Source organism: Flavobacterium sp. ABG (assembly GCF_001027725.1).
GTDB classification, from domain to species: domain Bacteria; phylum Bacteroidota; class Bacteroidia; order Flavobacteriales; family Flavobacteriaceae; genus Flavobacterium; species Flavobacterium cupriresistens.
The window spans coordinates 45,390-60,197 of sequence record NZ_LEKS01000017.1 but is presented as its reverse complement, the minus strand read 5'-3'; the positions used below and the strand labels follow the sequence as shown (position 1 = coordinate 60,197).

General features: G+C 35.6%; 13 protein-coding genes and 2 tRNA genes. 5 read left to right on the top strand and 10 right to left on the bottom strand.

Annotated elements, in window-relative coordinates:
- Positions 1 to 107 precede the first annotated feature (107 nt).
- From AB674_RS16445 to AB674_RS16415, 7 genes are all read right to left on the bottom strand, one after another.
- Complete coding sequence (locus AB674_RS16445; protein ID WP_047778362.1) at positions 108 to 671, bottom strand: phosphatase PAP2 family protein; 564 nt, start codon at positions 669 to 671, stop codon at positions 108 to 110.
- A complete protein-coding gene (locus tag AB674_RS16440; protein ID WP_047778361.1) occupies positions 671 to 1,018 on the bottom strand; it encodes a twin-arginine translocase TatA/TatE family subunit in 348 nt (115 codons plus the stop codon). The genes AB674_RS16445 and AB674_RS16440 overlap by 1 nt, the downstream gene beginning before the upstream one ends.
- A 199-nt stretch (positions 1,019 to 1,217) precedes the next feature.
- Complete coding sequence (locus AB674_RS16435; RefSeq protein WP_047778360.1) at positions 1,218 to 3,464, bottom strand: M1 family metallopeptidase; 2,247 nt, start codon at positions 3,462 to 3,464, stop codon at positions 1,218 to 1,220.
- A gap of 65 nt (positions 3,465 to 3,529) precedes the next feature.
- Entirely contained in the window at positions 3,530 to 4,036 is a 507-nt protein-coding gene (locus AB674_RS16430; protein ID WP_047778359.1) for a DUF6702 family protein, read from the bottom strand.
- Complete coding sequence (locus tag AB674_RS16425) at positions 4,033 to 4,788, bottom strand: hypothetical protein (protein WP_047778358.1); 756 nt, start codon at positions 4,786 to 4,788, stop codon at positions 4,033 to 4,035. The genes AB674_RS16430 and AB674_RS16425 overlap by 4 nt, the downstream gene beginning before the upstream one ends.
- Positions 4,778 to 5,503, bottom strand: coding sequence for a carboxypeptidase-like regulatory domain-containing protein (locus tag AB674_RS16420; RefSeq protein WP_047778357.1), 726 nt, complete (start codon positions 5,501 to 5,503; stop codon positions 4,778 to 4,780). The genes AB674_RS16425 and AB674_RS16420 overlap by 11 nt, the downstream gene beginning before the upstream one ends.
- Positions 5,490 to 6,257, bottom strand: coding sequence for a hypothetical protein (locus AB674_RS16415; RefSeq protein ID WP_047778356.1), 768 nt, complete (start codon positions 6,255 to 6,257; stop codon positions 5,490 to 5,492). The genes AB674_RS16420 and AB674_RS16415 overlap by 14 nt, the downstream gene beginning before the upstream one ends.
- Positions 6,258 to 6,420: 163 nt before the next feature.
- Here AB674_RS16415 and pepE point away from each other — a divergent pair, with 163 nt between their 5' ends.
- A complete protein-coding gene (gene pepE, locus AB674_RS16410) occupies positions 6,421 to 7,128 on the top strand; it encodes a dipeptidase PepE (protein ID WP_047778355.1) in 708 nt (235 codons plus the stop codon).
- 42 nt (positions 7,129 to 7,170) lie between these two features.
- Here the strand turns inward: pepE and AB674_RS16405 are convergent.
- A tRNA-Gly gene (locus tag AB674_RS16405) sits at positions 7,171 to 7,243 on the bottom strand.
- Between the two features lie 107 nt (positions 7,244 to 7,350).
- Positions 7,351 to 7,423, bottom strand: a tRNA-Gly gene (locus tag AB674_RS16400).
- A gap of 135 nt (positions 7,424 to 7,558) precedes the next feature.
- On the opposite strand from AB674_RS16400, the gene AB674_RS16395 reads away from it, so the two are divergent.
- A complete protein-coding gene (locus AB674_RS16395; protein WP_047778354.1) occupies positions 7,559 to 7,996 on the top strand; it encodes a GNAT family N-acetyltransferase in 438 nt (145 codons plus the stop codon).
- A 1-nt stretch (position 7,997) separates the two neighbouring features.
- Positions 7,998 to 9,602, top strand: a complete 1,605-nt coding sequence (locus tag AB674_RS16390; RefSeq protein WP_047778353.1) for a murein L,D-transpeptidase — start codon at positions 7,998 to 8,000, stop codon at positions 9,600 to 9,602.
- Here the strand turns inward: AB674_RS16390 and AB674_RS16385 are convergent.
- Complete coding sequence (locus AB674_RS16385; protein WP_047778352.1) at positions 9,591 to 10,313, bottom strand: murein L,D-transpeptidase catalytic domain family protein; 723 nt, start codon at positions 10,311 to 10,313, stop codon at positions 9,591 to 9,593. The genes AB674_RS16390 and AB674_RS16385 overlap by 12 nt on opposite strands.
- Before the next feature lie 306 nt (positions 10,314 to 10,619).
- Between AB674_RS16385 and AB674_RS16380 the strand changes: the two genes are divergently transcribed.
- Both AB674_RS16380 and gpmI read left to right on the top strand, forming a co-directional pair.
- Complete coding sequence (locus AB674_RS16380) at positions 10,620 to 13,049, top strand: DUF5916 domain-containing protein (RefSeq protein ID WP_047778351.1); 2,430 nt, start codon at positions 10,620 to 10,622, stop codon at positions 13,047 to 13,049.
- Between the two features lie 139 nt (positions 13,050 to 13,188).
- Positions 13,189 to 14,706 (top strand): 2,3-bisphosphoglycerate-independent phosphoglycerate mutase, encoded by a 1,518-nt coding sequence (gene gpmI, locus AB674_RS16375; protein WP_047778350.1) that lies wholly within the window; start codon positions 13,189 to 13,191, stop codon positions 14,704 to 14,706.
- The last annotated feature ends 102 nt before the right edge of the window (positions 14,707 to 14,808 follow it).

Below are 14,808 nucleotides of genomic sequence, written 5' to 3'. Positions count from 1 at the left end.
AACAGAAGCTAAGATTGCCTATTTCCGATCTCTATATTTAGTTTTTAAATTTAAAGACTTAGAACCTTAGAATCTCAGTATCTCAGAACCTTATCAACGCTCTAATATTATCCCGGAAAGTACCTGGGTTTTAATTTTCGATACAGCAAATAAATCAATGTCCCAAAAACGGCTCCGACAAAATAGCCGGTAAGAATGTCTCCCGGATAGTGCAATCCCAGATAAATACGGCTATAAGCGAACACTAACGGCCACAAAAACAAGAAACCCAAATATTTAAAATGGCGTTTTAAGACTAAGTATAAAAAGGTCGCAACAGCCATCGTATTGGCAGCATGACCGGAGAAAAAACTAAATGATTTTCTAGCCTGAACAACACGAATAAAAGTGTTGATTTCAGGGTTATTACAAGGACGTAAACGCTGAACGGTATTTTTAACCAGATTCGTAGTTTGATCGGTAAATGCAATTAAAACCGCTATAAAAAGAAGTACATACAAGGTTTGTTTTCCTCCTATTTTTTTATAAATCAGATAAAAAATAAGTAGGAAAAGAGGCGTCCAATTCAATTGATTGGTGATAATCAACCATAATTTATCGTAAGTTTCAGAACCTAAACCATTCAGATACACAAAGAGGTTGGTATCTAATTCTTGTATTTTTTCGAGCATTATCTTTGGCGTTTTACAGGTCCTGAGATAGAGTCAATATCTTCTTTTACTTTTTCGATCTCATTGGTTGTATCGCCAAGCAAATTAGTTGTATCTCCCAGTAAATTAGTTTTTGCATTATTGATTTCAGCATTGATATTTCCGGTGATATCCGTCAAAGATTTAGCGTCAAGACCATTGGCCTCTGCTCCTTTTTGAATTTCGCTTTTAATATCGTTTGTAGCATTTTTTAACTGCGCCATTGCTTTACCCATTGTACGTGCGATTTCAGGCACCTTATCTGAACCAAAAAGCATTAGTACTATAAACAGTATGAAAACTAATTCTCCTCCTCCTATACCAAACATATCTTTTATTTTTGTGTAGCTACAAAGATATTAAAATTTGTAGCCGCGAGTTTTAAAATTTACTTAAAAAGAATGTTTAAGCGTTATTTATTTTAACCGCAAGGTACGCAAAGAAAAAACGCAAGGTTCACAAAGTTTTATTATTGCTTTGCGAACCTTGCGTAAACCTTTTGCGGCCCTTGCGGTTAAATTTTTATTCTTAGTCAAACTTTGACTTCACTTCTACTTTTGGCCAGGAATTATTGGTTACATCAATATCAGCAGTCATTAATTTTGGATCTATTTGTATGCTTTTGATTGCTTTTTCTGTTGCATACACTTTTTTAGCCGTCTCGTTATTCTTTCTCCAGATTTGAGCCGGATATTGGAAATTTTGTTGTGTTCCATCCTCATAAGTAATCTCAACCAAAATTGGCATAATCATACCGCCCGGTTTGTTAAACTCAACTTCGTAGAAATATTTAGGCGATTTTAAACCTGCTTTTTCCTCTGCGGTAAAAGTCTGATCTACATAATCTGCCAATAACTTTACCTCTTCTACTTTTAATGCTTTTTTCTTAGAAGTATTCACTTCTGCATTATCACCAGCAACCAGATAAACAAATGGTCCTTTATCATATCCGAAACGTCCTTTTTTAACCTTTATGTCTTTGATATCTGCTGTTGGAGTATCAGAAACATAATATTGTTTTACGTCATTGATTCCGATATCTACAAAATCAGTTGAATAAAACCATCCTCTGAAAAACCAATCTAAATCAACGGCAGAAGCATCTTCCATTGTTCTGAAAAAATCTTCAGGAGTCGGGTGTTTGAATTTCCATCTGTTGGCGTATGTTTTAAAAGCATAGTCAAACAATTCTCTTCCCATTACTACTTCTCTTAAAATATTAAGTCCCGTAGCCGGTTTTCCGTAAGCGTTATTTCCAAATTGCTGAATCGTTTCAGAATTAGACATGATTGGCTCTAAAAACTTTTGATCTCCGCTCATGTAAGGAACAATATTTTTTGCAGGACCACGTCTTGATGGAAATTTAGAATCCAATTCCTGTTCTGCCATATACTCCATAAACGAATTTAAACCTTCATCCATCCAGCTCCACTGACGTTCATCTGAATTTACAATCATTGGAAAAAAGTTATGACCCACTTCGTGAATTACCACACCGATCATTCCGTTTTTAATTTCTTTACTTGTTACCCCGTTTTCATCAGGACGACCATAGTTCCAACAAATCATTGGATATTCCATTCCCTGATCTTCTGCCGAAACAGAAACTGCTTTTGGATAAGGATAATCAAAAGTATGAGAAGAATAACTTTTTAAAGTATGCGCAACAGTCATCGTAGAAGTTTCTCCCCAAAGCGGATTTGCTTCTTTCGGATACACTGATTCTGCCATTACCACTTTGTTATTTAATTGTACGGCCATCGCATCGTAAATGAATTTTCTTGACGAAGCAATTCCAAAATCACGTACATTTTTAGCACTGAATTTCCATGTTTTTTTCTTTTCAGAGAAACCTTTTTCAGCAGCTTCTGCTTCAGCCTGTGTTACAATTACAACCGGTTTGTCAAATGATTTTTGAGCTTGCTCGTAACGTTTCACTTGTTCTGCTGTGAAAACTTCACTTCTGTTCATTAATTCTCCCGTTGCGTCAATAACGTGATCAGCAGGAACGGTAATATTTACGTCAAAATTTCCGAAAGGCAACGCAAACTCTCCGCTACCCCAGAACTGCATATTTTGCCAGCCTTCTACGTCATTGTAAACGGCCATTCTTGGATAAAACTGAGCAATTACATATAATTTGTTTCCGTCTTTTTCAAATAATTCATAACCGGAACGACCTCCACCTTCTTTGCGATAGTTATTGATGTTGTACCACCATTTTATTGCCAATGAAATCTTCTCTCCCGGTTTTAGAGGTGTTGCCAAATTAATACGCATCATGGTTTCGTTGATCGTATAAGACATCGCATTTCCTTTAGCATCTTTAACCTGTTCGATGTTAAAACCACGCTCTAAATCTTTCTTTAAGTACTTGTTCGAAAAACCTTCAAGTGGTAATACCTGATTCATTTTTTCGCTTTCCGCCAAAGAAGTTTGTGTGTTTGCTTTAGCCTGGTTCTGGTCCAACTGAATCCACAGATACTCTAAAGTGTCCGGAGAGTTATTGGAATACGTAATAACTTCAGAACCCGTTAATTTTGATTTTTTATCATCTAATTCTACATCAATTTTGTAGTCTGCCTGTTGTTGATAATAAGCCGGCCCCGGTGCTCCCGAAGCGGTACGAAACATATTAGGTGTAGCCAATAAATCGTACATCTGGCTAAATTTGTTTGTATCGTATTTACCTTGCTGTTTTGGTACAACAGGTGCTGTTTTCTCCTGAGCTATCAACATAGCCGGAAAAAGCAATAATAACGAAAGTCTTTTCATAAGTGTTTTTGGTTTTCTTTGAGGCTGTGAAAATAGCAATTAATCTAATAATTACGCCCTATCAACTAATATTTTAACACTTCTCTCCTTGAGGATTCTGTAAAGAGAACGCTCTTTTTGGTTCCAAAGGCTGAAATATGTGTAATATTTTGCTGTTCAGAATTCCAATCCACTAAAATGGTATTCGAAATTTCGATGGTCTTAAATTTGTCAACGTCTTTTATTCGACAATAACAAACCAAGACATCTCCTGCTTCTACTTCTTTAGATAAAAAAGCAATTGGTTTGGACTGACCGTTTATTTTTATTGAAAAATGTTCCGTAAGATACTTTTTCAATAAATCAACATCAGCCTGAGTTTCCTTTTCTGTACCAACGAAGGTTTTTTTGTGGTACTTCTTCTCCAGACCATTATTTAAATCGTCAATAAAAATGCGCGATGTAATTTGAATCATCTTCTTTTCGGCCGCATAATTGACCTGAAAAACACCCACATAAAACTTATGGAAGGTAAAAGCTGAAAGGGATAAAAACAATATCCCGATTAAAGGATAAATTAATCTGTTTTTCATTTTTGATTCACTGCCGCTTTTTTAAACTCTTTATTTTTATTGACCATAAAATCCATCAGAATAAATTTGTCTTCTGGTTTTAGGTATTTTTTAGATTCACCGTCATTTGAACAGAACATTAAAAAAAGTTCTATTTCGTCCGGTTTTAATTCCAGTGTTTTACTGTAAAAATCAGGAGTAAAATTATCTTTAGCGTAGGCAACAAAAGCGATATCAGAAATCACATCGTCTTTTACATCGTCTTTTTTACGAAGAAGCTTTTTAACGTCTTTAAAAATACGAACAAAGTCAGTTCCATATTTTATAGTTTGATCAGAGTACATTGCGATATTTTTTGCGGTCGATTGTTTATCATCTACAAACTGCATGTCTACAAATTTCTGCGAACCTCCGTCAAGAGATTTCACTTTTAAATCCTTATGAACAATAACTTCTTTTAATTGATTATTTACCAAATCTAATTTTACCAGAAAAAGGATTTCAGCACAATCTTTCTCTGTCAAAACAACTTTTCTGGATTGAAATGCCAATCCTGAAAACAATAAAGTATCTTTAGGTTTTGCCAAAATATCAAACAATCCGCCAGAACCGATAAACGTTCTTACGTTTGCATTAACATTCATTACATAACCACTTTCAATGGCAAGAAAGTCATTTATTACCTGCCCGTGTAGCGGTTTTCTTGTATTGTTTTGCCCTAAAACGATTTGACAAAATAAGCATGCAATAAGTAGTCCTAATTTATTTTTCATTTTCTAGAATTATTAAGTATTTCCTCGCTAGTTCGGTTATCAAAAACATACTCAGTGTTTTGTTTTTTGTATCCAAAGATACAGCAAATTCGCCATCATCCACACAATATAATTGAAATCCTTTAATGTCTTCGGGTGAAATTTTTAATCTTTCCGTATAATAATTCTCATCAAACATATACTCCATCTTTCTGAAAAGCGCTTCTTTTTTCTCGACATTCACTTCTTTTTTCAACATGGTAGTCCGACCTGAAATTTTATTTAACAATTTATCTATCGAAGTAGATGTTGCTGTATATACTTTTCGCTCTGCAGGGGTGTATTTTTTCTGACCGTACGGGATAATTCCCAGATTCTCAGCAGTAAGATCTGCGTTTTCATTGACAACGACTTCTTTCAACTGAATTTCTTTGACTGTCATTTTTACAACAATTGAATTCAAACTCAGATCATCAGCTGTAATCCTGTGTTTAAGCGGCTCTAAATTAACAGACGAAAAAACCAGAACATCTCCTTCTTTAACCACAATCGCAAACATACCGTTTACATCTGAAACAGTAGCTTGCTGCGTCGTATTATTGATAATATTCACTCCTTCAATTGTTGTAGAACGCTCTACAACCTGCCCCGTGATTTCTTTTGAAACAGGAGCCTGTCCAAAAGTTATTCCGGTAATCAATAAAAGCAGTGCCAGTAAAATATTATTTGTTTTCAATCGCAAGTATTTCTTTGTATTTTACAGCCAGTTCTCCCAGTAGGAATTCAGTAGCTGTCTTATTATCAGAGTTCAAAATAACGGTAAATTTATCATTATCTACCGCATAATATTCAAATCCTTTTACGTATTCAGCAGGGATTTTCAGTCTGTTCACAAAATGATCCATACTAAACATTTTTTCCAAAAGCTTCATAAAAAGTTCTTTTTTCTCTACTGCAACCTCTTTTTTCAACATGGCTGTTCGACCCGATAAAAAATTAAACAACGGATCTGCCGAAACTGATCCGCCTGCCATTAATCCTGCATTTGCAGTAGGATTTAAAGCTGTTGCGGTATGTAATTTCCGCTCTGCTTGTGTATATTTTTTCTGATCGCCAGGAATAATCCCTAAAGAAACAGCATTAATTCCGCTATAATTCCGCACAATAACTTCCTGTAAATGATGCATTACCATATTTAATCGTACTGCAAAATTGAGATCGGAAAAATTTTCAGTGGTTAACAGAACCCTGCTTTCTTTAAATTGTATGGAAGAAAAAACGAGGGTATCTCCAGCTTTAGCCATAATAGAAAAAGCACCGTCCCCACTCGTTGTAGCCATAACTTCTGTTTGAGCGTTTACCACATAAACCCCTTCCAAATCATTGGTATTGGAGGCTATTTTTCCATTAATAGCTGTACGCTCCTGACTTTGCCCCCACACCGACTGGCTCAAAACAATAATCAAAACACATAAAAACTTATCGCTCAAAATATAAAGATTAAAATTATTCTTAAAAATGTAAAAATATCTTAATGTCTTCTAAATTTAATACTAACGGCTTGGTAAAAATATGTTAATTAAACTGCGGATTTCCAGAATCGAAAAGGAGTTTTTAATATCTTTAACGGAATCAATTTGAGTCCATATTTTTATGAAAAGCATTATCATTGCCAGCACTTCTACCTTACACGAAGGCAGCTATTTAGCGTATTTATTACCTACATTACAACAACATTTCAAAGATTGCAAAAGCATTTTATTTATTCCATTTGCAAGACCGGGCGGAATCACGCACGACGAATATACCGAAAAAGTAACACAGGCATTTGCAACAATTAATATTACTGTAAAAGGAATTCATACCTGTGAAGATGCAGCAGCTGCTATAAAAAATGCAGAAGGTATTTTTACAGGAGGCGGAAACACTTTTTTGTTAGTTACACAATTGTACCAACATAACATCATGCAAATCCTTTCTGAAACTGTAAAAAACGGAACGCCTTATTTAGGAACCAGTGCAGGAAGCAACATTTGCGGTCTGTCGATGCAGACAACGAACGACATGCCTATCATCTACCCTCCAAGTTTTCAGACTTTAGGATTAATTCCTTTTAACCTGAACCCACATTATTTAGACCCTCAAATCAACTCGACACATATGGGAGAAACCCGCGAAACGAGAATTAAAGAATTCCACGCTTTTAACTCTATACCGGTTTTAGGTTTAAGAGAAGGAAGCTGGCTGGAAGTAAAAGGAAATAAAATCACTTTAAAAGGAGCTTTATCTGCTCGCTTATTTTTAAAAGATCAAAATCCGGAGGAATTAGAAACTGAAACAGACTTAAGCCATCTGAATTAAAAACAAAAAAACCGAAACATTTTATGTTTCGGTTTTTTAAAGAGCGAAAGACGAGGCTCGAACTCGCGACAACCAGCTTGGAAGGCTGGAGCTCTACCAACTGAGCTACTTTCGCATTAACAGGGTGCAAATATAAATAATTAAATCAATTAAAAAAATAAAAATCAAAAATTATTTAGCTTTGTTAAAAAAACCGAAATGATTAAATTCCGGTTTTTTTAGAGCGAAAGACGAGGCTCGAACTCGCGACAACCAGCTTGGAAGGCTGGAGCTCTACCAACTGAGCTACTTTCGCATTACTGTGGTGCAAAGATAGAGAATAATTCAAGTTCAAAACAAGCTTTTTCGCAAAAAAAATCAATAAAAATCAACAATAATTTATAACTTATTTAAAGTTAAAAAGTTACACATCCAATTATTTTTCAAAATTATGAATCTTATTAAAGAAATACCATCAAAAGAAACCTATATCGTCCGTCAACCCGTTTTAAGAAAAGGGAAACCTATAGAAAGTTGTGTCTTTGATGGAGACGATTTAGAGACAACACACCATTTTGGCTTGTTCACAGACGAAAGTTTAGTAGGAATTATTTCCTTATTCACAAAAATCAACACTACCTTTGCCGAAAAAAACCAAGCACAAATTCGTGGGATGGCCGTTTTAGACACTCATCAGAAAAAAGGAATCGGTGAAGCTTTGGTAAAACACTGCGAAGCCTATTGCGTTGAAAATCAAGTTAATTTAATTTGGTTTAATGCAAGAACAGCCGCTGTTGGGTTTTACAAAAAAATGAACTATCAAACTGAAGGAGAAGCGTTTGAGATCACAGATGTCGGGGAACACTATTTAATGTATAAACCATTATAAAATGAACAAATTTTACTTTTTATTAGTACTATGCATACTGTTTAGCTGCAAAAAGGAAACTCTAAAAGTTCCGATAAAAAAAGCCGTTCGACCTCCTGCGCTTATACTTACTGACGAAAGAAAAGTACAAATTGACACTGCACTCCTTAATACTTTCAAAAGCGAAACGCTTATACAATTTTATCTTTCCTCAGAGAACAAAACAGTCTGGGGAAATTTAAAAAAGAGAACTTACGTTTTATCCTTATTAAAAAAATCGAATGAACTAGGCTTAAATCCAGACGATTACAAAATAAAAGCATTAGAAAAATTCGAAAAAAAGATAAGCTCTTTAAGCGATACGGACTTAGCCAATTACGACACCTTACTCACTTATAATTTCGAATTGTATTTAACTCATTTGTACAAAGGAAAATTAGATCCTAAAAAACTATATGTCGATTGGGATTTAGAAGAAAAGACATTTGACGTCAATACTGCTCTTGTAAAAGCTTTCAACAAAGACAAATTAGACAGCTTAGCCGAAAATTGTCAGTCAAAATCATATACCTATAAACAGCTATTAGCAGCACTTAAAATCATCGATACCTATCCCGATGATAGTGACATTAAAAAAATAGAATCTCCTGATAAAACAAAAATCACATTAAATGATACCAGTAGTGCCTTAATAAATATTAAAAAAAGGCTTTTGTTCTGGAAAGACATGTCGGGAAGAAAAGATAGCCTGACCGAAATTTACGATCAAAAAACATTCGAGTCTGTTAAAAAATTTCAGGAAAGACATGGTTTAGCCGCAGATGGGGTTATTGGCGTAGGAACCATAAGCGCTTTGAACTTTTCTAAAAACAAAAGAAAGGAACAAATTATTGCCAATTTGGAACGATGGAGATGGTATACTAATGAACTAGCAGAAAACTATTTTATCATCAACATTCCAAATTACAGTTTAAATGTGGTTGAAAAACAGGACACCACTTTGGTTCGAAATATTGTCGTAGGAACCAGTAAGAGAAAAACACCAATTATAACATCGAAACTCAGAACGATTGTTTTTAACCCGACATGGACTGTTCCTCCTACTATTCTTAAGGAAGATGTTGTTCCGGAAATGAAACGCAATCGAAATTACCTCAGCAAAAAAAACATTACAATATATGACAGTGCCGGAAATGCGGTAGAACCTGCTGCATGGAACGAAAACAATCCGGGAAAATACCGCTACGTACAAAGTCCCGGTTATAACAACTCCTTGGGTGTCATGAAAATTTTATTTCCAAATCATCATAGCGTGTACTTACACGATACGAATCATCGCAATTATTTTGGAAGAAACAATCGTTCGTTAAGTTCAGGCTGCGTTCGTATAGAGAATCCATTGGAATTGGCAGAACATGTTTTAGATTCTTCCGACGTTTCTGTAAGCTGGCCGAAAGAAAAAATTGACTCTATTATTGAGACTAAGAAAACAATCAGTGTTAAGATCAGAAAAAAATATGCTTTATATCAGTGGTATTGGACCGCATGGAGCAAAAAAAATCAGCTCATTTTCAGAGCTGATATTTATAATTTAGATTCGGATTTGTATAGTAAGTTACGAGATTAACTTCTCTTCTGCCGAGAATCCTCTTGACGGATGATAAATATACAAACACGATTTATCTTTTATAACCTGAATAATTTCATTTGTCAATTCAACCGGAAGAGCGGGACAGCCCTGGCTTCTTCCTAATCTTTTATTGTTTCTGATGAACGATTCTGAAACATAATCGGCACCATGAACCACAACTCCCCTTTCGCGGGCATTGTCATTAACTCCTCTTTCCAAGCCGTCCAGACGTAAGGAAGCTCCGTGTTTTCCTTGGTAAATTTCGCCTGTGGCATAAAACCCTAAACTACTTTTGAAGGATGAGTTTGAGTTTGAAAATGCTGATGCAAATTCTTCACCCGTATTCCTGCCATGCGCTACCAACGATTGAAATAGAATAGTATTAGTTCCCATATCAATCACCCAAAGGCGTTTGACGTTGGATGACAGACTAAAATCAATTAAAGTCAAAATGTCTTTCTGAACAACACCTCTTTCTTTGAGTAAGTAAAACCCTTTTAAAGCTTCAGAAAAAGTCCTGAGTTCCGGTAACGAAAAATTGTTTGAATTTAAGGCGTGGTATACACTTTCAATTTTAGCATCAACCGTCAGTTTTTCAACTTTGGCAATACTTTTTATTGTTACCTTTTTTAGTTCTGTTGTGTTTTTAGAATCTCTACCAAAAGACAAAAGTAAAAACACCAGTAATGGATAAATTTTGTAAATCATTGAATTTCTTTAGGTTAATAAAAAATTTGGGCATCGCAAATGTATAAAAAAAACCTAGCCAGCAAAATAAAACAATGTTAATCAAGGTCTTTTTGTTTAAATTTTAACAATTCTAAAGGAAAAAATTAGCATAACGGACTAAAAAAATTAATTTTACAAAGAATTTACTGGTAAAAAACTTTTTTTTCGATTCGGTAGTTAAAAAGCACGCTTTTTTCGCACCATTTGACTCAAAACTGCCACAATAACAAAAAAATTCCGTCTTTACATAAATCAATTATCACATTTACTCTCTATATAGGTTCCATGAAAAATTTAGTTTTTTTTACCCTTCTTCTCTCCTCTTTTTGGGCTTACAGCCAAAAGAAAACTTTGCAGGCACAGCAAATTTCGCAAGGTATTTCTATTGACGGAAAACTGGATGAACTAGCCTGGGAAACGGCAACCGTTGCTTCCGATTTTATCATGTTTGAACCGGATAACGGAAAACCAATTCCCGACACAAAAAAAACCGAAATCAAAGTGCTGTACAATAACGACGCTCTTTATATAGGTGCCATTATGCACGACGACGAACCCAATAAAATACTAAAAGAGATTTCTCAAAGAGATGATTTTGGAACAGCCGATCTTTTTGGTGTTTTTATAAATGGTTTTAATGACGGTCAGCAGAACTTCGAATTTTTTGTATCCGCTGCGGATGTACAGGCAGATTGCATAATGACGGATGCAAATGGGGAAGATTATTCCTGGGACGCGATCTGGATTAGTAAAGCCGTGCTGACCGATAAAGGATGGGTAGTAGAAATGAAGATTCCCTACGCTGCCTTACGTTTTTCAGAAGGAAAGAAACAGACTTGGGGAATTAACTTTTTCAGAGAAATCAAACGCGAGCGAAAAAAATACACCTGGACTTTAATCAATACTAAAATAGGTACTTTCACACAACAAAATGGTAATCTGGAAGGAATTGAAAACATTAAACCTCCTACCCGATTGTTCTTCATGCCTTATGCTTCCTACTACTTAAATGCTGCCGGAAATCAACAAACGTACGGTACAATGAAAGGCGGAATGGATATTAAGTACGGTATAAACGATGCTTTTACACTTGACGCTATTTTGGTCCCCGATTTCGGACAGGCAAAATACGATGATCAGATTTTGAATTTAGGGCCATTTGAACAACAATTTAATGAAAACAGAGCCTTTTTTACCGAAGGAACAGATCTTTTTAATAAAGGAGAGTTGTTTTATTCGAGAAGAATTGGAGGCAAACCTACTATTGAACCGGATCTGGAGGATAATGAAAAGATAATTGAGGATCCTCAGAATGTAAATCTGATCAATGCCCTGAAAATTTCGGGACGAACCAAAAAAGGTCTTGGTATTGGAATTTTAAATGCTGTGACAGAAAAAACATTTGCCACTATAAAGGATACCCTCACAGGAGAAACCAGACGTGTAATTGCTGAGCCGTTAATGAACTACAATGTTCTGGTTTTAGACCAACGTTTTCGTAAAAACTCATCTGTAACCTTCATTAATACAAATGTGACCCGAAATGGTCATTTCAGAGACTCCAATGTTTCGGCTTTGGTTTGGGATTTAAACACTAAAGCCAATACTTATAACTTATCGGGAAATTTCAAATACAGTACCGTCCATGATACAGAAGATAAAAACGGAATATACGCCAACATTGGCTTTGCAGAAACCAGCGGAAACTATCGTTATAGCATAGGCTCCGATTTTGTATCTAAAGATTACGATCCTAATGATTTAGGAATTAATTTCTACACCAATTATTACAACTTTTTCGGAAATGCCAATTACAGAATCCTGAACCCTACCAAACTCTTTAATGCTTTTAAAGTCAACCTTAACACCTATACTGAATTCAACAAGGATTCCGGAAAAATTCAGGAGAGCAATATTGCCGTAAATACAAATGTAACTACCATAAAAAACAATTATTACGGTTTTGGTATTTCTTTATACCCTTTTGAATCCTACGATTATTATGAACCGAGAGCAACCAACAGATATGTCGCTCTCCCAAGAAGATTTGAATCGTGGGCAAGTGTTTCGACCAATTACAATTATAAATTTGCGCTGGATTTCAATCCTACCATTGCCATTATGGATGAACCAGGACGTATAAATTACGGTTTCGATATTGGTCCGAGATACCGTTTTAGTGACAAACTGTTATTAAATTATACTTTTAGCTTCCTTAGAAGAAACAACAACAAAGGATACATTGACAGTTTTGATCAGGACAACAATCAGGACACTCCAAAGGATATCGTTTTTGCCAATAGAACTGTAATCACTTACTCTAATACACTAGGCGGAAAATATGCCCTAAACAGCACCATGACCATCAATCTCGCCGTTCGTCAATATTGGTCGTTTGCAGAGAACAAAGAAATACTTCAACTAGAATCTAACGGAACTTTAACTCCTTATCCGGAATACACTAAAAACAAAAATTCCAGTTTTTATTCCTGGAATGCCGATTTATCGTACTCCTGGTGGTTTGCGCCTGGAAGTCAGCTTTCTGTTTTATATAGAAACAATGCTTCTAATTTTGAGCGTGTTATTGATAAAGATTACGGATCTAATGTAACCAACCTGTTGAACAATGAGACTCTAAAACACATTTTTTCTGTAAGTGTCAAATATTTCATAGACTACAATGCCGTCAAAAACAGGCTTAAAAACGGAGTCTAGTCTGAATTAATTTTAAAAAATAAAGGCTTCTATAATTAAATTAGTATTTTTCAATACGGTTCATTTTATTAACTGTAATTGTAACAATGCTTCCTTGCTCCTTTTAGAAATGGTTTATCTTTGTAGAAAACAAAAAATGATGAACAAGAAAGTTATACTAATGATTTTAGACGGATGGGGAAAATCTCCTGATCCTAAAGTTTCTGCAATAGACAATGCAAATGTTCCTTTTATAAACAGTCTTTACCAAAACTACCCAAGCGCCCAACTTAGAACCGATGGCTTAAACGTTGGTCTACCGGAAGGTCAGATGGGAAATAGCGAAGTCGGTCACATGAATCTTGGTGCAGGACGAATTGTATACCAGGATTTAGCCAAAATAAATCTGGCAGTAGCACATCAAACACTTGCCAAAGAACAAGTGCTTATTGATGCCTTTACTTATGCCAAAGAAAACAACAAAAAAGTACACTTTTTAGGATTAGTTTCTGATGGTGGTGTACACTCTCACACGTCTCATTTACGCGGATTGATTGATGCTTCTCAGGAATATGGTTTGCAAAATGTTTTCATCCATGCTTTTACAGACGGCCGTGATGTGGATCCTAAATCGGGAGCAAAATACATTCATGATTTAGAAGATCATATTAAAGATACTCCTGTAAAAATTGCGTCTATCATAGGTCGTTATTACGCAATGGACCGTGACAAACGTTGGGAACGTGTCAAATTAGCTTATGATTTACTTGTAAATGCACAGGGAACACACTCTCAAAATGCGGTTGCAAGTGTGCTTGACAGTTACGCCAACAACATAACCGATGAATTTATCGAACCAATCGTATTAGTTGACGAACAACAAAAACCATTGGCAACTATCGCTGATGATGATGTGGTGATTTTCTTTAATTTCAGAACAGACAGGGGTCGTGAACTTACAGAAGCGCTTTCGCAGCAAGACTTTCACGAGCAAAACATGCACAAGCTGAACCTCTATTATGTTACGCTTACCAACTACGACGAAACGTATCAAAACGTAAAAGTGGTTTACAATAAAGACAACATCACTGAAACTCTTGGTGAAGTTTTAGAAAAAGCCGGTAAAAAACAGATTCGTATTGCCGAAACGGAAAAGTACCCACACGTTACTTTTTTCTTTTCAGGTGGAAGAGAAACTCCTTTTGAAGGAGAATCCAGAATTTTAAGAAACTCTCCAAAAGTAGCTACTTACGACCTTCAACCGGAAATGAGTGCTTACGAACTGAAAGACGCTCTTGTTCCGGAATTAAACAAAGGCGAAGTTGATTTTGTATGTCTTAATTTTGCCAATGGTGACATGGTAGGACATACCGGAATCATGAGTGCTGCAATTCTGGCTTGTGAGGCCGTTGATGCCTGTGTAAAAGGGGTTATCGAAGCGGCTTTGGCAAATGATTATACTACCATTGTAATTGCCGACCACGGAAATTGCGAAACAATGATCAATCCTGACGGAAGCCCAAATACAGCCCACACCACAAACCCGGTGCCTATTATCCTGGTTGACAAAGAACTGAAAAACATTAATGATGGTGTTTTAGGAGATATTGCACCAACAATCTTAGAGCTAATGGGAGTTCAGCAACCGGCAGCTATGACTTGTCATTCGTTATTGTAATAGATGCTTTTTTTTAAAACATGAAGTTTATTTTTATATGCTCTGTGTTTGGTTTACCATATAAGTGATGTAAGTTCATTTTACTGGGGAGCTTAAAAAAGG